General features: G+C 59.6%; 18 protein-coding genes and 1 riboswitch. Of the genes, 6 read left to right on the top strand and 12 right to left on the bottom strand.

Annotated features, from left to right (window positions below; translation table 11 throughout):
* Positions 1-50: 50 nt before the first annotated feature.
* The 3 genes from B4920_RS07360 to B4920_RS07350 all read right to left on the bottom strand — a co-directional run bounded on the left by B4920_RS07360 (position 51) and on the right by B4920_RS07350 (position 4876).
* The gene (locus B4920_RS07360; RefSeq protein ID WP_216819809.1) at positions 51-665 is read right to left on the bottom strand and encodes a trimeric intracellular cation channel family protein; all 615 of its coding nucleotides are present in this window, start codon (positions 663-665) and stop codon (positions 51-53) included.
* 218 nt (positions 666-883) lie between these two features.
* A riboswitch (glycine riboswitch) is annotated at positions 884-972 on the bottom strand.
* Between the two features lie 4 nt (positions 973-976).
* The gene (locus B4920_RS07355) at positions 977-4075 is read right to left on the bottom strand and encodes a transglycosylase domain-containing protein (protein ID WP_254050869.1); all 3099 of its coding nucleotides are present in this window, start codon (positions 4073-4075) and stop codon (positions 977-979) included.
* A 159-nt stretch (positions 4076-4234) separates the two neighbouring features.
* Positions 4235-4876: an HAD hydrolase-like protein gene (locus tag B4920_RS07350; protein WP_079433979.1), complete on the bottom strand. Its 642-nt coding sequence runs from the start codon at positions 4874-4876 to the stop codon at positions 4235-4237.
* A 425-nt stretch (positions 4877-5301) separates the two neighbouring features.
* Between B4920_RS07350 and B4920_RS07345 the strand changes: the two genes are divergently transcribed.
* From B4920_RS07345 to B4920_RS07330, 5 genes are all read left to right on the top strand, one after another.
* Entirely contained in the window at positions 5302-5676 is a 375-nt protein-coding gene (locus tag B4920_RS07345; RefSeq protein WP_079433978.1) for a hypothetical protein, read from the top strand.
* Positions 5677-5789: 113 nt separating this feature from the next.
* Complete coding sequence (locus B4920_RS07340; protein WP_079433977.1) at positions 5790-6179, top strand: BPSL0067 family protein; 390 nt, start codon at positions 5790-5792, stop codon at positions 6177-6179.
* Positions 6176-6637 carry an STY0301 family protein gene (locus tag B4920_RS30910; protein ID WP_368664713.1) on the top strand — a complete coding sequence of 154 codons (462 nt, stop codon included), beginning with the start codon at positions 6176-6178 and terminating at the stop codon, positions 6635-6637. Before B4920_RS07340 ends, B4920_RS30910 begins: the two co-directional genes overlap by 4 nt.
* Positions 6638-7490: 853 nt before the next feature.
* Entirely contained in the window at positions 7491-10109 is a 2619-nt protein-coding gene (locus B4920_RS07335) for an AAA family ATPase (RefSeq protein WP_079433976.1), read from the top strand.
* A gap of 318 nt (positions 10110-10427) precedes the next feature.
* Positions 10428-11714 carry a hypothetical protein gene (locus B4920_RS07330; RefSeq protein WP_139379448.1) on the top strand — a complete coding sequence of 429 codons (1287 nt, stop codon included), beginning with the start codon at positions 10428-10430 and terminating at the stop codon, positions 11712-11714.
* 233 nt (positions 11715-11947) lie between these two features.
* On the opposite strand, the gene B4920_RS07325 is transcribed toward B4920_RS07330, so the two are convergent.
* The 7 genes from B4920_RS07325 to B4920_RS07295 form a co-directional block, all read right to left on the bottom strand.
* Positions 11948-12244, bottom strand: a complete 297-nt coding sequence (locus B4920_RS07325; protein WP_139379447.1) for a hypothetical protein — start codon at positions 12242-12244, stop codon at positions 11948-11950.
* Between the two features lie 437 nt (positions 12245-12681).
* Positions 12682-13602 carry a polysaccharide deacetylase family protein gene (locus tag B4920_RS07320; protein ID WP_079434175.1) on the bottom strand — a complete coding sequence of 307 codons (921 nt, stop codon included), beginning with the start codon at positions 13600-13602 and terminating at the stop codon, positions 12682-12684.
* Between the two features lie 203 nt (positions 13603-13805).
* A complete protein-coding gene (locus tag B4920_RS07315) occupies positions 13806-14246 on the bottom strand; it encodes a ProQ/FINO family protein (RefSeq protein WP_079433973.1) in 441 nt (146 codons plus the stop codon).
* A gap of 60 nt (positions 14247-14306) precedes the next feature.
* Positions 14307-14696, bottom strand: coding sequence for a carboxymuconolactone decarboxylase family protein (locus B4920_RS07310; RefSeq protein ID WP_079433972.1), 390 nt, complete (start codon positions 14694-14696; stop codon positions 14307-14309).
* 32 nt (positions 14697-14728) lie between these two features.
* Positions 14729-16933: an OsmC domain/YcaO domain-containing protein gene (locus B4920_RS07305; RefSeq protein WP_079433971.1), complete on the bottom strand. Its 2205-nt coding sequence runs from the start codon at positions 16931-16933 to the stop codon at positions 14729-14731.
* 109 nt (positions 16934-17042) lie between these two features.
* Positions 17043-19853 carry an ATP-binding protein gene (locus B4920_RS07300; protein ID WP_139379446.1) on the bottom strand — a complete coding sequence of 937 codons (2811 nt, stop codon included), beginning with the start codon at positions 19851-19853 and terminating at the stop codon, positions 17043-17045.
* Positions 19854-20063: 210 nt separating this feature from the next.
* Entirely contained in the window at positions 20064-20654 is a 591-nt protein-coding gene (locus B4920_RS07295) for a TetR/AcrR family transcriptional regulator (RefSeq protein WP_079433969.1), read from the bottom strand.
* 99 nt (positions 20655-20753) lie between these two features.
* Here B4920_RS07295 and B4920_RS07290 point away from each other — a divergent pair, with 99 nt between their 5' ends.
* Positions 20754-21854 (top strand): hypothetical protein, encoded by a 1101-nt coding sequence (locus B4920_RS07290; protein ID WP_079433968.1) that lies wholly within the window; start codon positions 20754-20756, stop codon positions 21852-21854.
* 3 nt (positions 21855-21857) lie between these two features.
* Here the strand turns inward: B4920_RS07290 and B4920_RS28705 are convergent, their stop codons facing one another.
* On the bottom strand, positions 21858-22658 hold the full coding sequence (locus B4920_RS28705) for a hypothetical protein (protein WP_139379445.1): 801 nt from the start codon (positions 22656-22658) through the stop codon (positions 21858-21860).
* Between the two features lie 101 nt (positions 22659-22759).
* Positions 22760-24970, bottom strand: coding sequence for a DNA/RNA non-specific endonuclease (locus B4920_RS07280; protein WP_079433966.1), 2211 nt, complete (start codon positions 24968-24970; stop codon positions 22760-22762).
* Positions 24971-24991: the final 21 nt, after the last annotated feature.

Here is a 24991-nt window from a genome sequence, read left to right as displayed (position 1 = left end):
CGGAATGTCGCAGTCGGCCTTGATGTAGGTAAAGTCGGCGGCCGCGCGACTCACTCCCAGCGTTGCCGGTACGAGAAGGTCGGCAGTTGCCAGCCGCGATGAATGGCCAGCAGGCGCAGGGCGAGGCCGCCGGCAAAGCACAGCGTGGTATTGAGGTCGGGGGGCGCGCCGGCGGTACGCAGGGCGAGGAAGAGCAGGCAGACGGCGAGCGAGACACTGGCGTAGAGCTCACGCCGGAAGACCACGGGCACCTGGTTGCACAGCACGTCGCGCAGGATGCCGCCGAAGATGCCGGTGATCATGCCGGCCATGACCACCACGACCGGCGGGTAGTGCAGGGTCAGGGCCACATTGCAGCCGATCAGCGAGAAGGCCACCAGCCCGAGGGCGTCGAGAACCAGGAAGAGGTGCTTGAGGCGGTGCATCATCGGCGCCAGCAGGGTGGTCAGCAGGCCGGCCGAGATGACCAGATAAACGTATTCCGGGTGCTGGGTCCAGCCCACCGGAAAGCGGCCGAGCACGAGGTCGCGCAGGGTGCCGCCACCCAGCGCGGTGACAAAGGCAATCACGGCAACGCCGAAGATGTCCATGTTGCGGCGCCCGGCGGCAAGGGCGCCGGACATCGCCTCGGCGGCAATGGCGACGAGGTAGATGCTCGTCATCAGGTCGAGTCCGGCGAGGAGTTCGAGGAATGGGGGAGGCGAGGGCAGGGCGAGTTCAGGCATCGGGGAGACTCCGGTCAAGGGCGGGCCCGTTCGATGACGGGCCTGCAGCGCCTCTCCCCCTGTCCTTTTACCTGAGAGTTCCGGCGCCGTGCGGCGCCTGCCCCTTCGGTGAGCCGGGCAGCATGCAGCGCATGCTCCGGCTTCTCTCCAGTCGGCAAACAAATCCTGCGGTACGGTGTGCCTGAGCGATTATGGGAGCTTGCGCCTTCGGCGGAGGCCGTGGGCCTCTCTCTCCAGCAGGATGCGGTCGATTATGGTTTTGCCGGCGGCGCGCTGTCAATCGCGCTGGCTGGCCCGGCGTTCGATGTGGCGACCACCATATTGCCGGCGCTGGCTGGCGGTGCGGGGCAACGCTTCTCCGTGCCCGGCTCCAGCGCCGGCAGCAGCAGCGGCCCCATCGATTTCAGGATCTGCACCGGCAGCGCCGAGGTGAAGTGGTAGCGGGCGGCGTCGGGGCCGATGACGTAGGCGGTCAGCGTACCGAAATGGCGGGGGCCCAAATAGAAGACGAAGGTGGCCGTCCGGTTCAGCGCCACGCCGCGCGTTGCGCCGCGGCCGAGCACGATGCGGTTGTCGCCGGTGCCGGTCTTGCCACCAACCCCCAGCGTACTGCCATCGGCGAGCTTGAAGGCGCCGGCCAGGCGCCGTGCCGTACCACCTTCGACAACCTCGGAGAGCGCGCTGCGCAGCGCGGCGGCCACTTCCGGCGCCATCACCCGCTCGCCCTGTTCGCCGTTGCCGGCAAAGTGGGTTTCGTAGGGCGTGCCGGTAGCAAAGTCCAGCTTGTCGATGCGCCGCGTCGGCAGGCGGACGCCATCGTTCTCGATGATGCCCATCAGCTCGGCCAGCGCTGCCGGACGGTCGCCCGAGCTGCCCAGTGCGGTGGCCAGCGAGGGCACGAGATGGCCGAAGGGGTAGCCGACTCGGGCCCAGCGGCGATGGATGTCGAGGAAGGCCTCGACTTCCAGCATCGTGAAGATGCGTGAATCCTGGGCGCCCTTGAAGCGCGTGCGGAACAGCCAGCGATAGACCGCCTGGCGTTCGGCCGTGCTGGCTTTCACCAACTCGTCCCAGCCGGCTTCCGGCTTGGCCGACAGATAGCCGACCAGCCACAGCTCAAGCGGGTGGACGCGGGCCACGTAAGCGCGGTCGGTCAGGTCATAGGCTTCCGGCGCGTTGCGGGTGTACAGCCGGGTGAGGTGCTCGGCGCTCAGCTTGTCGCCTTCCAGGCGCTGCTTCATGAAAGCGCCGAGGTCGTCCTGCGAGGCCTGCGGCGACAGGTAGCGGAAGACCGCGGCGAGGCGATCCGCACCAGGGCGCAGGCCATCCAGGAAGTCGTCCTGGATCTCGGCGGGCTTCTTGCCGCGGTACTTCAGCCAGAAGCGGCGCAGGAAGACCTGCCCCTCCTTGTCGGCGAAGCGGGCCAGGTAGTCCGCGCGGCGCGGGTCGTCGGCCTGCTGCAGCAGCTGCGCGGTACTGCCGGAAATCTGGTACATGGCGTGGCGCACCACGTCACGCATCAGCCGCACGAAGGGCAGGTTGATCGAGCCCTGCAGGGCCTCGCGCACGGTGGGCACGCGGCCGTCGTCTTCCTTGCGGAAGTTGTTGAAGGTGTGCACGCCGCCGCCGGTGAAAAAGCTCTCGCCCGGGCTGGCCGAGTAGCTGCGCGCCAGGGCCGCCTGCAGCATGGCCGGCAGGCTGCGGTCGCTGGCGTGGGCCAGGTAATCGATGGCCCAGCGGGAGATGTTGTCGCGCGGGTCTATCTGTAGTTTGCGCAGTTCGGCCGGCGTCTTCTCGGCGTGCTTCTGGTGCAGTTCGGCAACGATCTCGAGATAGGTGGTCAGCACGCGCAGCTTGGCGGTGGAGCCGAGCTCGAGCTTGCTGCCTTCGTTGATGTCGAGGGGCTGGTCGGTGGTGTCGGTCTGCACGCGCACGCGGTTGCTGCCCGGCGTGCTCTCCACCAGGTTGAAGCTGTAGCGCACGGCGTCGAGCTTGCCGGCTTCGAGCATGCGCTCGCCAATCAAACCCTGCTGGCGGGCGAACTCCGGTTCGACCAAACGCCCGAGGTAGGCGCTAACGCGCTGCTGCAGCGCACCGTCCAGCGTGGTGGACACATCGGCGTCGTAGCGGTCGAGCTCGTACAGCGAAACATTGAGGAGGCCGGCCAGGCGGTTGCGGATGGCCGTCGCCCCCTTGCCGGCATCGGCCGGCAGCAGCGCGGGGTTGGCCACCATGTCGCGGAACTTCAGCGGCTCGGCCAGCGCAGCATCGCGCAGCGCGGGGCCGATCATGCCGTTCTCGGCAAACAGCCGGATGTAGCTCGCCGACAGCTGGCCGAGGTTTTCGCGACCCTTGGGGGCGAGATAGTAGGACGGCCGACGGTGGGCGATCATCAGCGCCACCACCTGGCGCAGCGCACGGCCTTGCGCTGCGAGGCGCGGGCCGCTCTCCTCGGGGGCGGCGAGCAGCGTGTTGACCTCGTTGAAATCCGCAGCGAACCACACCCACAAGCCATCGCCGAGGCCGTTGACCTCGCCGAAGCCGGGCGCCGCCGACAGCGGCACGGTGTTGAGGTAATCGATCAACAGGCCGCGGCGCTGAGGCAGAGTCTGCTCGCCGTCGCGGTAGGCGCGCACGCTGGCCGACACCATCTGGCGCAGCTTCTCGCTGCTGTTCGGCGTGACGCCGTCCGGCGAGTGGCGGAACTTCTCGATCTGGGTGGCCAGGGTGCTGCCGCCCGGCGCATCGAAATCCTCATTGACGAGACGGCCGACCCGGCCGACGACGGCGCGGGCAAAGCGCACCCAATCCACCGCCGGGTTCATCAAGGGGCGCGCTTCGTCGAGCAGATCGCGGTTTTCGATGAAAGTCAGGGCCTGGGCGATGCGCGGTGGCACCGCCGCGAAGTCGGCATAGGCCCGGTACGGATAGCGGAAGCGGTACAGCGTCTCGCTGCGGCAATCGGTGACGGTGAGGCCGGCCGAGGTCTTCTCGCGATAGGGCGGAAAGTAGCCGCGTCGGGTGTAATCGAGCAGCGCGTTGGAGAAGTGCGCCTGCCGCGTCAGCCGGAAGCCGTGCGCTGCAAGGCGGGTGCCGATCTGGGGGAGTTCGCTGTAGCCCATGCGTTCATCGAAGGGGCCGTGGGCCGGCGTGCGGATGGCGTCGCTGCGGCCATCGACCAGCGCATAGTTCAGGTCGGCGGCGTAGCGCGCCAGATAATGCGCCTGCAAGCGCGAAGTCTTGACCTCGTCGGCGACGAGCACGCCACCACCGACAACAATGACCGCCAGCAGCCCGCCGAGGGGCCAGCGCAAGCGGTGCAGCAAGCTTTTGGGCTGGTCTTCTTGCACTTGGGATTCGTCGTCTGACCTCACGGCGCCAGTATAGGGGGATCGCGCGCTAAGCGGCCAGAGGACTGGACTTGAATGTCATCGATCTTCCCGCACTTGTGTTGCGGAACGACGATGGCGCCGGCTCATCCCATCGGAGGACGGCCCTGCAGGCCTGCCTCAGACCGGCAGCACCTCCGCAATCGCCGCCGGCAGGTCTTCCATGCGCTCCACCAGCGGATGCCGGCAATACTTCTGGAACTCCGCTGCCCGCGTAAAACCCCAGGCTACCCCCAGGAAAGCCATGCCCACCGCCGCGGCAGCCTCCGCATCGCGGATCTCGTCGCCCACGTACACCACTTGCTGCGGCTTCAGCCGGCTCGACCACAGCAGCTCCTGCAGCTTGAAACGCTTGCCGAACAGGGACGCGCCGCAATGTACCTGGGCGAACAGCGCCAGCGTCTCGGCCCCCAGCACCGCATGCACCGCCTCGCGGGAATTGGATGTCACCAGCGCCAGCGCCGTGCCCTGGCCGGCAATCGCCCGCAAGGCCTCCGCCGTGCCCGGATAGGGCCGCACCATGTCGATATGCGCCAGCACCCGCTGCCGCATGTCCACCGCAATCGCCGGCACCTTCCAGAACGGAATCCCCAGGTAATCCATCAACTGCCGCCCCGACATCTTGCGCGGCTCTTCTGTTGCATCCGGCGCAATACCCCGAAAACCATGCCGCTTGGCCACCTCGTTGAGGGACACAAGGAAAGCATCGAAGGAATCGGCAAGCGTGCCGTCGAAATCGAAAACCGCGAGGTGCTGCGACATGATGGAGAGAGCCGGAACAGACGAAAGTGAAAGGTGCTCGGTCGATGTTGACGGAGTATGTCAAAAGGATTGCTGGCGCAGACTACGCGAAGCCGCGTGCACGGTAAAGAGTGTGGCGTCCACATACGATGTGGCGGCCCGCTCGTAGAGCAAGGCCGGCGCAACATCGAATGTTGACCGCGCATTCCTCTATACGCACACCGCCACATTCGATACCGCTTTGCCCAAGGTGCCATGTTCACCTGTCAACAAAGCATGTTCACGTCGCAACATCGAATGCGCCGTCGGCAACATTCACAGTGGACGCGACAACATCGAATGTGCACCGTGTAACACAAAATATGCTATTGAGTTAACTTTAATAGGTATTTAACATAAATGAAACAGACCGCGCATTTCCTTTCAAACCACACGCAGGAGGACTCATGGCAAACCCGATGTTCAAACGGCTCCCCAGTCAGGTAACCCTGGCCGACCTCGAAACCTACCGCGCCTTCAAGGCCATCCCCGACTACAAGCCAGCCAACACCGACTACAGCTTCGACGTCGTCACGGCCCTGTTCAACAAGCTGCAGGCCGCCCTCGACGCCGAACTGCACACCCAGAACACCTACGCCGCCGCCCGCGACGCGGCCGTCGCCATCCAGCACGAATTCCACGCCGCCATCCTCGGCGTAAAGAACCAGTTCAAGGCGCAATACGGTGTGGATTCGGACCAGGTCGCGGCGCTGGGCTTGAAGAAGAAGTCGGAACGGAAATCGCGGGCGAGGGTGGTGAAGGAGGCTGCGGAGCAACTGTAACCGGCGGTTGAGTATCCATCACGAGGCCTCAGTGAGGCCTCGTATGAGCTAATCGAAATGGGACAGACGTTTCTGCAGCATTTTCTGCAATTTCACATCCAAGAACTTCCCTTATGCCTTATATCTACTTGAAGACGGATGATCTCGATCAGACAGACTTGGTTGGATCCCATCAATGCGTAGCACTGGTGCAGCACTACGCCAAAGCGCCACATACATCCACCTGGAGGGAGGGGGACAAGGTTAAAGGCAACTTGACCATCAGGAGAGGTACAGCTATTGCTACGTTCGTGAATGGAAAATACGCCAGCAACGCTCATGGAAATCATGCTGCGCTTTACATCAGCCAAGACGTCGGTGGCATTTGGGTTATGGATCAATGGAAGGGTGACCCTAAGAAGCCGAAGGTGTCGAAAAGGTACATTCTCTTCAAAGGTACATGGAAAGATGGTAGCTATGCTGACCCGAGCAATAACGCAGACGCCTTTTCCATCATCCAATGATTAATGCACGTATGCTGTCCTCTACAAAGCTTGCTTTGATCGTTATCGCGCTTTTCAGTGGCATTTCAATGTACCCATCGCATGTGCTCGCTGATGGCCAGACCGTTGAATGCCCTCTCACCATTTCGGCTGAATCGGTGTACATCGCAGACCACAAGGATGGTTGGACGAGCTTTGTTCCTCAACCACTCAGGTTGACAGCGGCAGGCTTCATGCAAGGGGAGCCATCGATGCGGGCAGATCTCAAACCATCGTTTACAAGAAAGACCGCCAGTAGCACCACGCTCGTATGGGCTTTTGAGGGTTCCTATCCTCAGGGAAAGTGGCTCTCCTGTGAGTATGCTAATGGGGTTGTTTCTCTTGCAAAGAGAGTTGCGGACACCACGACGGAGTGTTCCATCACATATAAGAGTGTGAAACAGGGGGCGCAGACTCCTCAGGGGATCGTGTGCCGGTAATGAGTCGGCCCCGAAATATTCGCTCAGCTGCAGTCAGCCATCCCCAGTGGGCCGTGTAGCGCGATTGCCGAGCCTGTGTGCTCAAGCATCGCGATCAGAATTTCGAGCATATAGAGGACTTCAGCACCAGACGGGTGATCAGCGCATCAACCGGCGCAGGTTGTAGCCTGCGGCGGACAGAACCGGATGCAGCACATCCCATTCGGCCCCTTTCAACCATTTGCGCCGTCGTTCCTTAGGTGTCTGATCACGGGGCGACGGCTTGACATTGTTTGAGCGACAAGTCGCGGGCAAGGGCGGGGAAGGTGGAGGAGGCGACGACGTAGACCGCCGTTCGAAGGTCTGAGACGAGGGCGTTACGCAAAGCCCGCAAGGCCCAGCAATCAGCTGGGCCTTGTCACGTCGAGGGGGCGCTGCTGTCAAGAGTGAAGTTCTGCACTACCCAATATGGTCAACTGTCATAGTTTTCATGTGTCATCTCATGGGAGTCTCAATGCATCACAAACTATATGAGTTTGCTGATCAACTGAAGGCGACTGCCAGCCTTCGTGCATAGCGTAGTGCGGTCTTCGGGGGCGGTGCTGAATTGGATGAGGGCGGTGATCTGACTAGTCAGCTCCACTGATGGAAGGGCCGCTTGTCGGCCATTGCGGACCTCGGCCTTGGGTACGGAATCAGGCAGCAATCCGTCCCTCAACTGCCGTATAGCCTAGAGAAAAGTTTGAACAGAAGCTTTCCCATTCTGTGAAAGCAAGCAATCGTCAAAATATCGATTTGCATACTCTTGATACCAGCAGCGGACGGTCAATGATGCGATTTGAGTCAGTCACTAAGATATTTTTGGAAGAAAAGCATGACGCTATTGGCGCAAATTCTTCAATGGTCAAATTCAAGCCTCAAACCCTGGCAACAGGACGCTGCGCGGCGCCTTTTCCAGAACACCTTAGACAATGGAGCCCTCGACGATCTCTATGCGATGCTAAAGAGCAGCGTCGGGCTGGAGGACCCTCAAGGCAGAACACCGGCACCACTCTGCCAAGACCATCTGCCTGTAACGGCCGCCAAGAATGATGCCGCAGTCTTAGTTGCGCTGAAGGACATAAGGAATGTCAACAGGCTAGCCGCCAATCAGAGCCTTAACTTTTCTAAACAGGGCGTCACCGTTATTTATGGAGCTAACGGCGCTGGAAAATCTGGCTACTCTCGGGTGCTGAAGCGAGCCTGCCGGGCACGCGATGTCAGCGAGGATGTGCGACCGAACCTGCTCGACAAAGCTAAGGCCACCGCAATCCCCGAAGCAAGCTTCGACATCGAACTCGGAGCGAAGCCGGCCACCGTCAACTGGAAGAAGAACGGGCATGCCCCAGTCGAACTTGCCACCATTGCGGTATTCGACACGCACTGCGCGCGCTCTTACCTCGACTTGCAGCAGGAAATTGCATACCTGCCTTATGGGCTGGACGTCGTGGAGAACTTGGCACAAATCGTTTTGCCGAAAATCACAGAGAAACTGAACGCGGAGATCGCCGCAACACCAACCACGAAGGAGGCGTTCAGCCATTTGGCGCGACCTACCAAAGTATCCGAGCTTATCGACTCGTTAAGCGAAAATACCAAGATCGCCGACGTAGAGGCACTTGCCCTGATGAGCGAGGAAGAGACCGCACGGATGGGAGAATTGGATAAGACCCTCAGCGAGGCGGATCCGAAAGCAAAGGCGAAAGAGCTGCGACTAGCGATTGGACGCATGAATGCCTTGAAAACGAAGATCGAATCGTCGGCGAACTGGGTCAAGCACGAATCCGTACAGAAGTTCCGGACCATGGACGAAGACGCGGAAAAGGCATTCGCCGCCGAAGCTGAAGCCGCCAATGTCCTGCGTGCTGGAGAGGCGCTACTGCCAGGAACCGGCGATGTGCTGTGGAAGGCGATGTACGAAGCCGCGAAACAGTTCTCTCTGGGGGCAGCTTATCCAGGTCAGGCGTTCCCTCATGTGCCTGAAGGTGGCAAATGCCTGCTATGCCAACAAGACCTTTTAGATGACGGCACGGCCCGCATGAAGCGGTTCGAGGAATACGTCCAGCATAACGTCGCCAAGCTCGGGGCGGACAAACGGTCTGCAAGGGCTACCGCAATAAGCAAGATCGAGGGCGCAGCACTTTCCATCGACTACAAGCCCTACGTTGATGAGCTGAACCACCTCGACCCGAACGTAGTAGCTGAAATCTGCGCGTTCAACAACGCTGTCACCGAGAGGCAGAAATGGATGCTGGCAGCACAAAAAGCCCACGCATGGGACGGAATCCAGGAATTTCCGGCAGATCTTTGCGTAAAGCTGAAGGCGATTGCGGATGCACTCACTTCCCAAGCAGAGGCATACGAGAAGGCAACTGACGACAAGCAGAAACTCCTAATGAAGGCGGAGCTCACGGAACTAAAAGCGCGAGTTGCCCTGCTTCCTCAGAAGGACGCAGTCCTTGCACTTATCGAACGGATGAGGGTCAAGGCCCTGCTCTCGAAGTGCAAGGACGACCTGAAGACAAAGCCCATTTCCGACAAGGCCAAGGAGTTCGCGACCAATGCTGTGACAGCTCCGCTACGACAGGCCTTGAAGGCAGAGTTCGATGCGCTGGGGGTTGCGCATATGGCACCTCGCCTCGACGAAAGCGTTGAGCGCGGCAAGATGAAACATAAATTAGCGTTGGACGTCGTTATTCCGACCCAGATTCGCGACATCCTGAGCGAAGGTGAACAACGTGCAATTGCACTTGGATGCTTCTTAGCCGAGCTCCGAACCGGAGGCCATGGTGGTGGAATCGTATTCGATGATCCCGTTTCTTCCTTGGATCACACCAGGCGACAGAACGTGGCGCGTCGTTTGATTGAAGAGGCCAAAAACAGGCAAGTAATCATCTTCACACACGATACGTCGTTCCTAGGAGAACTTCGCGACCTGATCGATCAAACGGGAATAGACCACGTCATCCATCATCTTGAATGGCACGGCGAGTTTTCTGGCGTGGTCCAAAACGGACTGCCTTGGGAACACAAGAGCTATAAGGACCGCATCGACAAGTTGCAAAAAGCGCAATCAGCGCTAGCGGCTGGTTGGCCGCCGTACCCGAACGGGGAGCAATCGGCAGTCATGCGGCAGCAATACAACTTGATGCGCGCGACAATCGAGCGTGTTATCCAAGACTTGGTGTTCAACGGGGTTGTGGTCAGGTACAGGGATTGGATCAGGGTTACGCCAAACCTTTCCAAGGTTGTCGGCTTTGAACAGGCAGAATGCGATGAAATCGAGCGCCTTTACCAAGTTTGCTGTGACGTGGTTGACGCTCATGATCCGGTGTCCGGCAAGAATTCGCCGGTTCCGACTGCGACCCAATTGGGACTGGACATCGAGGCACTTGTCGCACTTACCGGCGCTATTGAAACTCGCAAGAAGCAAGCGGCCAATGGAAAAAGTTAGTCCTGCGGGTCTCTGCCAGTTTAGTTCAATGGCATGAGGCGGAATGACCCGAATGGCCGCATTTTCATTTTCCAATCGCCGCATATGGATCGATAGCGGACTCTACTTGCCAAGGTCGTAGATGTCCGTTTTGGCTGAGGAGGTGCCCGTCGAACCAGCGACAGCATCTCGGCCATTGCTGGCATTGGTCCCGTGGCTTCACTCAGTCGGCTTTGCTTCCGTAGCCGGGCTTTAGTCACGGAGACTCCGCAATACCGCACAAGTGAGCGGTTGCATTCCCAGATAGTCGTAAAATTACAGAAGCAAATATATCGCGGGATGAAAATCCAGATGCCGTTCAGAACGTCCATTTACGACTATGAGCTTGACCAACTTTTCCGTCGATTCCGCCACCTTATCGGGGAAAGCAACTGGCGCCAACGCGTCAAAAAACTCGAAGAGGAGATTCGCGGAAACAAATTCCTCCGCCATTACCACCTCCAGGAAAACGATATCGCTTATCAGTTTAATTATTGCAGCAACCTGGAACGTCAGTATGGAACGTTGCCAGTTGGCCGAATGGACCTTTCTCCTGTCTATCCCGCGTTGGCATTTGCATCCCATTGCCTGAGCACTATGGATAGGATGGGAGCCGAGAACCGTACCAGGACGATTGGTCGAATTCGGGGGGCTTTTAGAAACCCTGAAGACATGCGAGCCCTTCAGCTCGAGTTTACCGTAGGCTTGCATTTCTCGAAGCTCGGCCATCGGCTGGCATGGCCCGAACTGGAAACCGGCGGGGATACGTACGATTTGCTGGTTGAAGATATCGGACCTACAGGCTTAGAAGTCGAGTGCAAGGCTGTCTCGGAAGAAAAGGGCCGGCAGATCCCTACCCGTTACGCACTTGAATTCTGGAACCTAATGCAGCGCGACCTTATGGCTGCAACGCGTGGGCTGCGTGGAGGCCTTTCGATTGTGATCAAGTTGCCAAGCAAGCTTCCGACCAGCTTTGCTGAGAGGAAGGAACTGGCCAAGCTCGTGGCAAAGACCATCCTGTCTGGGCAAAGCCAGATTTACCCTCAGGCTGACATCTTAATTCGTTATTTTGACGCTCGGCTGCTTGCCGGTATCGACTGGATTAATGCTGGATCGGGCGCGCGAGAATTGATCGAGTCAATCACTGGCACCACAAATCGCCAGGCCATGGTTACTGGGCTAAGGGGCGGAGGTGCCGTAATGTGCGTCATTCAAAGCAGTCAAGATGACTCTCTGTTCGACGCTGTCCAGAAAACTACAAAACGGGCTGCCGTCAAGCAATTGACTGGTAAACGACCTGGATTGATTCTTTTGGAGTTCGGGGGGATGTCGCCGGAGGGAATGGAGTCTCTTGCTGAGCACGACAACGTCCCCAGTAATACCCCGACCGGATTACGCCGGTGGGCGAGCGAATTCCTGTCAAACTGCACCGACCGGGACCATGTTGTAGGCATCGGTTTTCTCAGTAGAGGGACTGTTAGGAGGCCGAGCTCAAACGTTGTCACCAGCAGTGGCTCCGCATATGTGTTTCCAAGACGGGATAGTAACCAGTGGGACGATGCATTCAGTGGGTTGTTCAATCAATAAGCCGAATATGATGAGCAGGTAGGCTGCTAACGGCTTGAGCTTGTGGTTACAAGAGACCTAGCCGTCGGTGTCCGCTCCGTCAGCAAAGAGTCACATTGCTGACGGAGCTTTGCAGGTCCCCCAACGACAGCTCAGGCCGATAAGCAGACGCGCAGCAGGTATCTCACTTCAGCTACATCAGAACCACCACCAGATGGCAGACATCGCTTTCTCGTGCCTGCCATCCCAAACCTCTACACCCGTTCCCTTCCTCCCCGATCATCCTGCCCCGCAAACCTGCGCCCCTCAATCCTCCCCATCAACTCCCTGGCTTCATCCGCGATCATTCCGCAGGCCCACAGGTAGTGTTCCTGGTTTTCTGCATCCATGCGCCGGAATACATCGCCGGCATTGCCACGGGTCATGGCGAGCAGGGCTTGTAGTTGGGCGAGGCGGGCGCTGAGTTGGTCGACGAGGGTGAGCGTGTCCACATTGTCTGCGAGCACATAGAGCGGTGCCGAGGGGGCGGGGAAGTTCATCGGGGCGTTCATGTTGCGGCCCTCTGTGCGCGGTGTGTCGTGTGTGCAGGGTGGGGCGCGGGGTGTTGCAAGGCGATGCATGTGCGCGCTTGGGCGCACGGCCGGGCGTGACGAGTCATGGCGTGTTGCTCCTTGATTGCGGTCTGAATCTCCGCCATCCACTTCTCACGGTGGGCGGCGGAACCGTGCGGGGGTGAGAAACCGGAATCAAGGAACCGGCCAGCCTTGCGGCTGCCCCGCACGGCCCGCCATTGGACAGACGCGACCATGCTCCGACAAGAAAAAGCCGCGTCAAACGCGGCCTTCATCGGCCTTGATTCAATCGGGTTCTCACGCCCGATCACCACTGTTTAGGTGACGTGGTGAGTATCGGCGCGGGCAGGGGAGGGCGTCAAGGGAATGACGGCGTATTTGGATGCAGGGTTTGTGACGGCAGCCGTTTCCGGATACTAAGGCACCAATCCGGCGTCTCGTAGCAAAGGCTCCTCATACACGGAATCTTCTGCTGGATAGCGCAGGCCCGGAAGATTGTGCGCTTTGGCATGCGCCCAAATGATGCTCTCGCCGGCAGGAAGGGTGTCTGGTGCTTGTGCGTACAGCGGATCTTGAAATGCGGTGTTCGCAGAGATGATTGTCCAGCCGTGAGCTGTCAGCGCTGAAACCACCTCCGGCAAGGCTTCGGCATTGATCTGGTTGGTGTGGAGGAGCATGACATGGGCCGGGCTTCTGCCGAGGATTTCGCGGGCGAGACCGTCGTAATAGGCCGCTCGGTCGAGCAGATGGCGGATATAGCGCTGTTTCACGCGTTCCGCCTTGTCGGCATCGCCCGCCTTCAGGTGCGCGGCATAGACGAGGTTGTAGTACCAGTCGCTTGCGTCGATGGATACTGGGGCGCTTTTGTAGCCATTCCGGGCCATCCAGGCCCTCAAACCATCACGCTTGGTCAGGGTGTCGCCTTCCTTCAGATAGGGAAACCGCAGCATCGGCACGAAGCTGGGTAAGTCTCTGACCATCGCGTCCGCGGCCTGGACGTCGGAAATGAACCATTCCAGCGACACTTTCGGATCGGCCAGGCTGCGGTGACTGGCTGTATGGTTCCCGACCAGATGCCCTGCCTGTGCCCATGCCGCCACCAACTCAAGCCCTTCAACACCGCCCATGCGCGCCAGTGAAGGGAACAAGGCGGATTGGATTTTGTGTTCATGCAAGGCGGCCAGCATCTGCGCATTCCACTGCGTCGCCCTGGGCTGCGTAGTGGGATTGAAACCATCATCGAAGGTCAGCGCGAGCGTCTGCGCGGAGCTCCACGGGGCCCATAGGGAGAGAACAAAAACAAGGATGAGTCGGAAGGAGGAGAAATGGGAAAGCATGTTGGTAAGCAAGGCGCGTGATGTTACGGGGAGCTTCGCAGCCTGCCATTCCAATACCTGCGAGCAGGGAGTTTGGTCTGGGTTTCAGGCCCATGGAAGAAACGCTGGCGGACGAAGCCGGTGGCACCGTCAGCGCTTGGCTGAATCGCCCTCACTGCCCTGAGTAACGCGCGCGCCTCGCGCTGAGGCTCAACAGGATGGCCTTACTTCCGTCCGAACTTTTCTGCCAGTGTAGCCAACTTGCGCATGCGTTCCTGCTCGGCTTCAACAGCCTCTGCTGCCGCTTTTTCCGCTCTGCGCTTCTCGGCGCCAAGCTTGAAGCGCTCGCGCAATTGTTGTGCGGCGAGTTCCTGTTGTGCCGGAGTGACCGGGTCCGCAGACGTTCCGTCGATATTGAAGCGATGGGTGGCGTTTTGCAGGGCCTTCAGATACGAGATTGACCGCGTATGCAAGCCTATCGCAGGCTTGAGGAGCTTCTTGTCGAAGTCGGGGCGAATGGCCATTGCTTGCTTGTCTATGCCAATGGCCAGTGGTTTGTTGTCCGCGAACACGGGGAATGCTTCGCGCAGTGCTCTAAGCATGTCTTTTACGGTAAGGAGCTCGGCGGACGCTTTCGGTGCGAGGGACGGTGTGTGGTCTTCCATGGATCAGAGGTACTTGGCTTTCAACGGGATGCGATGGTAGCACTGCGATGCTCGCTGGCTTCAGTCCTCGATCATCCCCATTTCCTTCAACACCTCCTGGGCGGAGCGGAAGGCGTCGATGGCGAGGGGGACGCCGCAATAGACGGTGGCGTGCAGCAGTGTTTCCTGGATTTCCTTCACGCTCGCGCCGTTATTGATGGCGCCGCGCACGTGGCCTTTGAGTTCGGTTGCGCGGCCAAGCGCGGTCAGCATCGACAGCGTCAGCAGGCTGCGGGTTTTCAGGTCGAGTCCGTCGCGGCACCAGGTGGTGCCCCAGGCGTTGCGGGTGACGAACTCCTGGAGGGGCGCGGTGAAGGCATCTGCGTTGGCGAAGGCCTTGTCGACAAAGGCTTCGCCCATCACTTGTTTGCGCTTTTGCAGTCCTTGTTCGAATTGTGCGTCGCGAATCATGCTGGAAACTCCTGATGGAAAAGGGGGGGAGCTTATATGCCTAGAGCCGCCACATTGGCCCGCGCCATGTGCAGTTTCTTGTAGCTGTCGATCAGGCGCTGGTGCCTGTCGAGCCCTTCCAGTTTCAGGTTGGTTGGCGTCAAGCCGAAGAAGCGCACGCTGCCGTCCACCGAGCCCAGCACCGCATCCATCCGCGGGTTGCCAAACATCCGGCGGAAATTGACTTCGTAATCGTCCAGTTCCAGGTCGTCGTCCAGCAGCACTTCCAGCACCACGTTCAAGGCCTGATAGAACAAGCCGCGCTCGACGGTGTTTTCGTTGTATTGCAGGAAGGCTTCCACCCGCTCCTGCGCTGCTTCGAATTGCTTCAGGGCGAGATTGATCAGCAGCTTCAACTCCAGAATCGTCAGCTGTCCCCACGCCGTATTTTCGTCGAACTCGATGCCGATCAAGGTAATGATGTCGGTGTAGTCATCGAGTTCACTGTCTTCCAGGCGTTCAAGCAATGCTTCCAGGCGGGCATCGTCGAGGCGATGCAGGTTCAGGATATCGTCGCGGAACAACAGGGCTTTGTTGGTGTTATCCCAGATCAAGTCTTCTACCGGATAAACTTCAGAATAGTCCGGCACCAGGATGCGACAGGCCGTTGCGCCGAGTTGGTCATATACCGCCATGTATACTTCTTTGCCCATCTCTTCGAGAATGCCGAACAGTGTCGCGGCTTCGTCGATATTGGAGTTTTCTCCGTGGCCGGAAAAATCCCACTCGACAAACTCGTAATCGGCTTTGGCGCTGAAAAAGCGCCATGACACCACGCCGCTGGAATCGATGAAGTGTTCAACGAAGTTATTCGGCTCAGTGACGGCATTGCTTTCAAAGGTGGGCCGGGGCAAATCGTTCAGGCCTTCGAAACTGCGCCCCTGTAGCAGTTCGGTAAGACTGCGCTCCAGCGCCACTTCCAGGCTCGGGTGCGCGCCAAAGGACGCAAATACACCGCCGGTACGTGGATTCATCAGGGTGACGCACATCACTGGAAATTCCCCGCCGAGCGACGCATCCTTTACCAGCACCGGGAAGCCCTGCTTTTCCAGTTCCTCGATGCCGGCCAGAATGCCGGGGTATTGGGCCAGCACTTCGTGCGGCACATCGGGCAGGGCGATCTCGCCTTCCAGAATTTCGCGTTTGACTGCCCGCTCGAAGATTTCCGACAGGCATTGCACCTGTGCTTCGGCCAGCGTATTGCCGGCACTCATGCCGTTGCTGAGGAACAGGTTGTCGATCAGGTTGGACGGGAAATACACCACCTGGCCGTCCGACTGGCGCACATATGGCAGCGAACAGATGCCGCGCTGTATGTTGCCGGAGTTGGTGTCGTACAGATGCGAGCCACGCAATTCACCGTCCGGGTTGTAGATCTCCAGACAGTACTCGTCGAGTATTTCGGCCGGCAGTGCATCTTTAGGGCCGGGCTTGAACCAGCGCTCATCCGGGTAATGGACGAACGCTGCGTTGGCAATGTCTTCTCCCCAGAACTGGTCGTTGTAGAAGTGATTGCAATTCAGCCGTTCGATGTATTCACCGAGTGCCGACGCCAATGCACTTTCCTTGGTCGCGCCCTTGCCATTGGTAAAACACATCGGCGAGTGCGCATCGCGGATATGCAGCGACCACACGTTGGGAACCAGATTGCGCCATGAGGCGATTTCAATCTTGATGCCCAGGCCGGCCAGAACCCCCGCCATATTGGCGATGGTTTGCTCCAGCGGCAGATCCTTGCCCACAATATAGGTACTGGCTTCGGAATCCGCTTTAAGCGTCAGCAAGGCCTGTGCATCGGCGTCCAGATTTTCTACTTCTTCGATGACAAAATCAGGGCCGGTTTGCACGACCTTTTTTACCGTGCAACGGTCGATGGAACGCAAGATGCCCAATCTGTCCTTGGCGGAGATATCGGCCGGCAATTCCACCTGAATCTTCAGAATCTGTTTGTAGCGGTTTTCCGGATCGACGATATTGTTTTGCGACAGGCGGATGTTTTCAGTGGGGATGTTGCGGGTTTCGCAGTACAGCTTCACGAAGTAAGCCGCACACAAAGCCGATGAAGCCAGAAAGTAATCGAACGGACCAGGCGCCGAGCCATCGCCTTTATAGCGGATGGGCTGGTCGGCCACCACCGTGAAGTCATCGAACTTGGCTTCAAGACGAAGCTTGTCGAGAAAATTGACCTTAATTTCCATGGGGGAATCCTGAAATAGCGTTCGAAACGAATTGGCCGCTATTATCGCCGTTTTCCCCGTGTAAAAACCGTGCTTCCCGGCAGCGCGAGGATCCGGGTGCCGGCGCCGACTATTTCTTAAGCCACTTCAGCATGACTTGATACAGCGTATCCGGCGCAACGGGCTTGGAGACGAAGTCGTTCATGCCGGCGGCGAAGCACAGCTGACGGTCCTCCTCGAAGGCATTGGCGGTCATGGCGAGGATGGGGGTGTCGGTGTTGAGGGTGCCTGTGTGGGGGCTGCGTATGGCCTTGGTTGCGTCGACGCCGTTCATGTTGGGCATCTGCATGTCCATCAGGATCAGGGCATAGCGGTTTTGGTGGGCGAGGGCGAGGGCCTTGTTGCCGTCCGGGGCGACGTCCACGTGGAATCCGACATCTTCCAGCATCTCGCGGGACACTTCCTGATTAACCGGTTCGTCTTCGGCCAGCAGTATGCGGGAGCCGGCGTGTTCGTCGAGCAGGCGCTGTTCGGTGGAACGCAGCGCGGGCGCCGGCGATCGGTAGGGGGTGTGTTCATCGGCCTTCGGGAGCCAGGTGGTGAACCAGAAGCGGCTCCCTTGGCCCAGTTCGCTGTCCACCCCGATGTCGCCACCCATCAGCTGGACTAGCCGTTTGCTGATGGCCAGGCCGAGCCCGGTGCCGCCGTACTTGCGGGTCAGCGAGCCGTCGGCCTGTTCGAACGCTGTAAATAGACGCTTCAGATCGTCGGTCGAGATGCCAATGCCGGTGTCGACGATGTCCCAGCGCAGTTGCAGCCGGTCGTCGTCTTCTGCGGCGCACCGGCAACGCAGGGTGATCGTGCCGCGGTCGGTAAATTTGACGGCGTTGCCGCTGAGGTTGAGCAGGATCTGTCCAAGGCGGGTCGGGTCGCCGAGCAGGGCGCGGCGGGCGACCTCTGCAGGCAGATCGATGCGGAAGTCGAGGCCCTTTTCGGTGGCTTTCGGGCCGATCAGGGCCATGAGGTTTTCCACGGTGTCACCGACGCGGAACTCGATACGCTCCAGGATCAGGCGCTCGGCTTCGATCTTGGAGAGATCGAGGATGTCGTTGATGACATGCAGCAGGTGGCGGGAGGCGACGTCGATCTTTTCGATCTGTACGCGCAGTTTCGGCTCCTGGACACGGCGCAGCATGATGTTCGCCATGCCCATGATGGCGTTCATCGGTGTGCGCAGCTCATGGCTCATGTTGGCAAGGAAGGTGCTCTTGGCGCGGCTCGCCGCTTCGGCGAGTTCCTTGGCCTTGTTCAGCTCCTCGGTGCGTTCGGCAACCCGCTGCTCAAGGGCCAGCTCGATCTTCTTCTGTTCGGTGAGGTCGTAATTGACGCCGATCATGCGTACGGGCCGGCCCTGATCATCGAAGCTGGTGTGGGACATTGCCTGGATGTAGCGGACGCTGCCGTCGGGCCAGACGACGCGGAATTGCGGTGCGTATTCCCGCTCGCCGCGCAGGGCGGCCTGGATTTCGTTTTCCGTGTAGGGCCTGTCCTCCGGATGGATGGCGCGGGCCCAGGCTTCGTACGCCTCACCGAAGTCTTCTTCGCGCAGGCCGTAGAGCTGGTACATCACCTTATCCCAGATGAGCCGGTCTTTAGGTATGTCCCAGTCCCAGACCCCGACGATGCCGGCGGAGGCGGCGGCTTCGAGGCGTTCCTTGGCTTCGCTGAGTTGGCTTCGGTTGGTTTCGGCCGCGATGCGGGCGGCTTGAACCTCCAGCAGCGAGTCTTCCAATAGGTTCAGCGCGTGATTGATGTTCGCCAGGTCGTCCGCGTCGTGGGGCGGCATGCGGTCGGTGACGCCCCGCAAGCGATACAGACGGTCGACGATCGTATGCAGCGGGAGAATGAGATCCCGCTTCAATACGCGCCGTGCCAGACAGGCAAGCAGCAGCGTCAGGGTTAAGCCGCCCAAGGCTCCTGCCAGCAGCCAGCGTGCCCGTTCCAGTTGCTGATGGACATAGTCGCCCACCATGCGGTCGGTGCTGTCGACCATCTCGATGATGGAGTCCAGGGCCGGGACGGATTTCTGTGCGTAGGTATCGACGGTCAGTTCGGGCAGATGGCCCTGCCGGGCTGAATCGAGAACGCCATCCATCAGGGGGAGAAAGTCCGCGAAGAAAATCCGGCGGACTTTGTCTTTTGCTGCCTGGAAGGATGGATCGTTCAGGCTGCCGCTAGCGTCTTCGATGTGCTGCCACGACTGTTGGGAGGCGCCACGCAGCAGGGCGGTCTTGCGTTGGATGTGGGCGTCCGGGATGCGATTCGCTGCAAGTTCGCCAGCCAGGAGGGTGGATTCCGAACCGACCGCGTTGCGGAATTGCAGGGCGTGGATGCGCATCGATGCCAGTTGGGTGAAGACGAAATCCGCCTCGGATACCCTCGAAGCGTGGGCGAGCAGGATCTCCAGGTGAGCGACGAGACGGTTGGAGGCTTCCAGCCAGCGCCCCAGCAAGCCGGGATCGCGTTCGGCAAGCGGTAGCGCGAAATTGCGCTCGACTTCTTGACGCAGGATTTTGATCGCAGCCCAGTCGCGGTCGACATCGTCGGCTTCGTGGGGCAGGTGCGTGGCGCTCTCCAGGGCCGTCGCAATGGCGGCATCGCCGTTGGCACGCCGTTCGTCGATGAAAGCGCGGTTGGCATCCGAGATCGGCGCCCTGCCGCGGAGAATCACATTGGTACGGCCGCGCTCGAAGGCAAAATGCTTGACGGCGGCCAGGCTGTGGGTCGCGATGGTGTTGTGCGCTGCGACGTGCATGGCATCGCGCCAACTTCCCAGGCCGAAGTACAGGCCCACCAGCGCCATGGATACGCCGATGGCCGTCAGCAGACTGAATAACAGCGAAATGCGTTTCCGGACGGGAAGCGGTGACGAGGGCTTCATGGCACGAACTGGGTTCTGGCGGGATGGTTGAAGGACGTCAGATCTTGTCCCGTATTGGGCATAAGCATAAGGCATCCTGGCCAGGCTCGATGGCAAGGAACGGTTAAAGGTGTGCTTGGCGCGCTGTGAGGGCCGTGCCGGATGGGGCCATGCCGAACCCCGCTTGCACCGATCGGACGATCGGTCGTCCGCGACCGGAGCGGCCCGCTATCAACGCTCGTCAGTCTGGGGAGGGCTCACCAGCGGCAACGCTGCCAGGGCCAGCACGGCATCGATGACGTGCTGCCGGGCGTGTGGAGCGAGCTCCGTTTCCCTGCCGTTGCCGCGCAGTATCGACAGCCCCTCGATCAGCGCGACGATGAGCACGGCGCGTGCGCGAATTGATGCGGGCGTTGCATCGGGAAAGCCATGGCATACGAGTTCGCACACCCGATCCGTATAGCTTGCGTAGAACGTTCTGAGGGCAGCTTCAGCGGCCTGATTGCGACCGGACATGGCCCATAGCTCCCAAAGCAGTTGGCAGTCGCCATGCTGAAGCTGGCAGTTCAGCATGAAGTCCAGTGCGCCGGCCAGGTCGGTGGGGGCGTCGGCCATCAACACGTCCCATCCTTCGAGGTAGTGGGCCATGACTGCTTCGATCACCACATCGAGGGTCTTGTAGTAGTACTGGACATGGCTGATGCCAACACCGGCTTCGGCGGCGATGGCCCGCATCCGGAAGCCGTGCGCGCCATCGCGCACCAGCACGCGCATCGCTGCCTGCAGGATCAATTCACGCCGTTCCCCACCTCGTGCCGACATCGCGCTTCCTATCGTTAATCATCGCGTGCGTTATTTTAATTGTTCATTTGACCAAATTCATGTTTCAATGTTGGTCAATTGACCAATTAAGGATTTGGCATGAACTCTCAAGCGGTCGTTCTTGTCGGCGGTAGCGGTGTAGTGGGGGCGCAAGTGGCGGCCTTGCTGGCACGGCGCAAACCGGATGTGAAGCTCATCATCGCCAGCCGGCGTCTTGAAGCGGCGCACACCGTCGCCGCGCGCCATGGCGCTGTCGCGATCGCGATGAATGTCGATGCGCCGATTTTGCCGGAGAGGTTTGCGGGGGCCGTCGTTGTGGGATTGGTCAACGATCCCCATGATCGCCTGCTGCATCTCGCCTTGTCGCAAGGCCACGCCTATGTCGATGTGACGCGCTGGACCGAAAGGCTGAAACAGGCACTCGTCAGCACCGCCGCTTACGGGCGTTTGAGGGCTCCGGTGGTCTTTTCGTCGGCCTGGATGGCAGGTACCGCCAGCTTGATTGCGCGCGATGCGGCCAGGACTTTCGCCAGCGTCGAACGTATTGGCATCGACATCCTTTTTGCGATGGCCGATCGGGCGGGGCCGAACTCGGTCGCGTATATGGATCGTCTGTCCGAACCTTTTCACACGGTGGAAAACGGCGCATGGATCAAGCGTAGCGGCTTTCTCGACGGTCATGCTGCCGATTTTGGCGACGTCGGCTGTCGTCAGGTTTACCGTTTCGATACCCCTGATCAAGCGAGCCTGCCTGCCATTACCGGGGCAGCCACCGTGGATGCGCGGATTGGTTTCGATGACCGTAAAGCCACCGCACTGTTGCACCTGCTGGTGCGCAGCGGCGTATGGCGCGTCCTGTCGCGCCCCGTGTTCGACAGCACGCGGCGTGCGCTTCTCTACAATCCTGGACCCGGTGCCGATCATCGCATTCGAATTACGGTAGAGGGTAAGGACGTCGATGGCCGGCCGCGTCGCAAGGAGGTGCAGGTGGTCGATCCGCTGGGGCAAACCCATCTGACTGCGCTTGGCACGGTATTGCAGATCGAGAATCTGTTGGCGCCGGATGGGCCCGCTCCCGGTATTTACCTCGGGGAGGCGCTTGTGGATCCGGCGCATGCCTGCCGACAGCTTCAAGAGGAGGGCGTGCGCATCGTCGACAACCGGGCAAACCAATGTTTGGTGGGTTGTTATGTCGCCTGACGTTCAGTACAGCTGCAGTTTATTAAGGCGTCTCGCTTCAGCCATTTCCCGCGCAGAGTAGCTGTCGACCTCAGCGTACCTGGCAGAGTGGATACCCCATACTTTTCTGCAACGGTGAATTTCACCCATGATATGGGCGTCGAGGGCCGCGTCGCTGAGGAACTCTCGTCGCTCTGCAAGCCGGCGAGGTAGAGACCATCGGTCCCAGAATATTGCCTGCCTGTCATGCACGAGTTCCATCGCTTTTTTGCAGGCGCGGGGAGTTCCGTCAATAAGTCGGTAACTGATGAGGTCGAAGGCCGCTGTACTTAATTCTTCTGCCCAGGCGAGTAATGGATCCGCATCCTCCAATTCGCGCATGCTTTGCAGGGCTTGGCCGATGGGTTGGGATGGGTGGCTTAGAATGGGGCGGACAATGCCTGACAGACTTCTTGTATGCAGTTGCTTAATGCACGCGGTAGCATCGCGGAGTGGGAACCACCGAGAGCCCTGGCCGGCCTGATAACGGAAGGTGCGGGCTGGTTGCTCGTCAGCTCTGTGATAAGGGATAACGTCACAAACCGATATCTTGGCGTCGAGTGCCGCAGGAAAGCTCCCCCAAGGGGTAACGAGTTGCGAGAAAAGCCAAATGGTGTCGCCAATCGCCACCCGCGTAGCAGGCCCTGAAGTAGAGCGGGTAACGTGGTAACTGGGAACTTCAAACCCTTGGTCATCAGGTTGGTTTTCGGCAAACCACTGTGCCGATCTGTCTGCATAGTCAGGCTCTACGACTTTTCTGGGCAGGTAGTGAACATAATGTGCCACAAGAATCAAGCTCCCTGAAATTGCCGATGACGAACGGCATTGTCAGAACTCTTTCTGGAGAAAGAGTTACCACGCGCTTTTGGGGTAGGGAAGAAGTGCGCTCATGGGTGTTTCCGATTTATGTTGCTGCGTTGTGCCAGTTCAATTCCGCGGACCGAGTTGAATTGATCGGCGTCCAGGAGGCTTTGGGCAAATGAAACGCCAGTCATCTCCTGGATGTCGGAAAGGGGATGCATCGTCCTTTCGAATACGGCAGGCACCGCGAACTCGAATTGGACATCGCTGAGATTCTGCTCCAATACGAAGCCGTAGCTCGCAATGCCGATTGCATTCCGTGCGACGATGAGCTTCCAGAAGCGCGAGGGGATGCGGGCTTGCAGCTTGCGGCCGCCTTCACCCACTCCGTGAAAGATCGGGTCGTGAGGATCGAAAACTGGACCGGCAAAGATGCAGAGGCGTTCGTTGGCGGCATCCGCTAACACGTAGTTCTCGAGATCCCCCCAGTTGTCGTCCCCCTGATTGGAGCGGTTGAAGCCGGCCACTTGAGGGGAACAGTTGGTCACGTGGTAGCTGTCGCCGTTTGCGCGCTTCAACTCGTCGTAGGTATTGCCCCAGGCAACGTCGTCGCGCCTGACGATGTGTCCTTTGTCGAACGCTTGGCGGTCTTTGGTGAAGAACACGTCGGGGATCTGGAATGCCGCGTCCAGTCGTGGGTCGAGAAACCACTTCTCCATGTCATTCTTGCCTAGGTTGGAAAGCCCTTTTCGGGTGTAGTCGCGGCCTGGCTCCGGGTTGCGTAGGGTTGGCTCCCTGGTCACATTACTGCCCGTGACCAAGGCAAGCTTTCGGGCCGCATGCATCCGGATCGAAAAGTTCTGGTAGTGAAGGATGTCTTTACCTTCGAGGGTTTTCGCGAGTATCTGGGGATCGGTGGCGCTTGGCATCGGGACCTGCACGGCGGGGAGCCCCGGGGTGTTCAGAAAGAGCGGATCGTATCCCCGGCGCGAACTGTAGTCGGAGTCGTGCTCGGGCTCGCGCAAGGCTTCGAGCTCGTCTCCGGTAATGCTTTCGACGGGGGCTTCCGCTTGGGCGGAGAGCACGCGGTGCGTGCCTACCGAGATACTGATACGTAGTGGGATTTCGATGGTCAGGGTGTTATTCCCGCGTGGTGCGTCCGGTGTGGTGGGCGCTTGTTGCTCGGAGCGATCCGTGGCCGTTTCCTCTCTCTGCCCGGCGTCTGCACGCCGCCACCATGTTGCCCAGTCGGTATCGTCGGGGTGAGGGGTTCCGACGAAGTTGACGCCGGCATCTACGATGCGCTGGTCGCGCGCCAGTTCTGAGGTGGGCACAGCGAAATTTTGTTCCCGATAGCTGCCTCCGAAATGCAGCGCCAGGACAGCCCCGGTGTCGAGGTCGATGAGGCAGGAGCCAGAGTTGCCGCCCAGCGTAGAGCAGTCGTGTGTCGCCGCGTTAACGAGCTTCTGGAAGCTTGCGGTCTTCTTGCCGCCCTGTAGCTCACCGGGTTGAAGGCGCTTCACCCCGTAATTTCCATGGAACAGACCCTGCTGCACGTCACTCGGATTGCGGGGATCGAAAGCCGGATAGCCGATGACCGCGATATCGTGACCTTGAATGTCACGGGCATCGATCAGCGACAGTCCCAATTTCCGGCGGCTATCGAGTCCTTCTACCTGGAGTAGCGCCATGTCCCAGTACGGATGAATCATCACGACCCGCGTCACTTTGAAGATCGTACCGGGTGGCTGATTCAGTTCGCGCAGAAAATCGATGCCGGCCTGTGCGCCCGGCTTGAATGCGAGTGACCGCGTTCCCAAGCCTGCTGCAAAAATTTCCGCGACATGGCGGTTTGTCATCAGAAGGCCTTCGCCCACCAGGAAAGCGGTTCCTCCATAGGGCAGGCGATGTCCCGGAAGCTCGACGCGTCCAATGGAACTCATACATGCTTCCAGCCGGCCTCGAATCCCGTCGTCCGTTGAGAGTTGGGTCCATAGGGGGTGCGTGCTGTTGAACCGGCCGTCGATGACGTCGATGACAGGGCGTATTTCTGCAGAGATGATCGCTTCCAGCCCAAGCAATTCTCCCCGTTCCAGTTCGCGGTCGGACTCGAGTGATTCCAGTGCTTTACGGGCGGCAATATTCGTACCCTCATTCTCTGGGTTTGCCTCCAGCCCCAGTGGACTTTCCTGCGTCAGTTTCGAGCCTATGGTGTGGCGGAGCCCTTCAAGGCCACCGTACTTCCTGGCGACAAGCTCGACGTATTTCTTGAGGCTGGCTGTGTTTTGCTCGTTCATCGGTTTTCCTTCAGTCCTGTG

The sequence above is a fragment of the Zoogloea sp. LCSB751 genome (assembly GCF_002028455.1).
In the GTDB taxonomy this organism is placed as follows: domain Bacteria; phylum Pseudomonadota; class Gammaproteobacteria; order Burkholderiales; family Rhodocyclaceae; genus Zoogloea.
The sequence above is the reverse complement of the archived record's forward strand: the minus strand, read 5'-3'. Positions and strand labels throughout refer to the sequence as shown.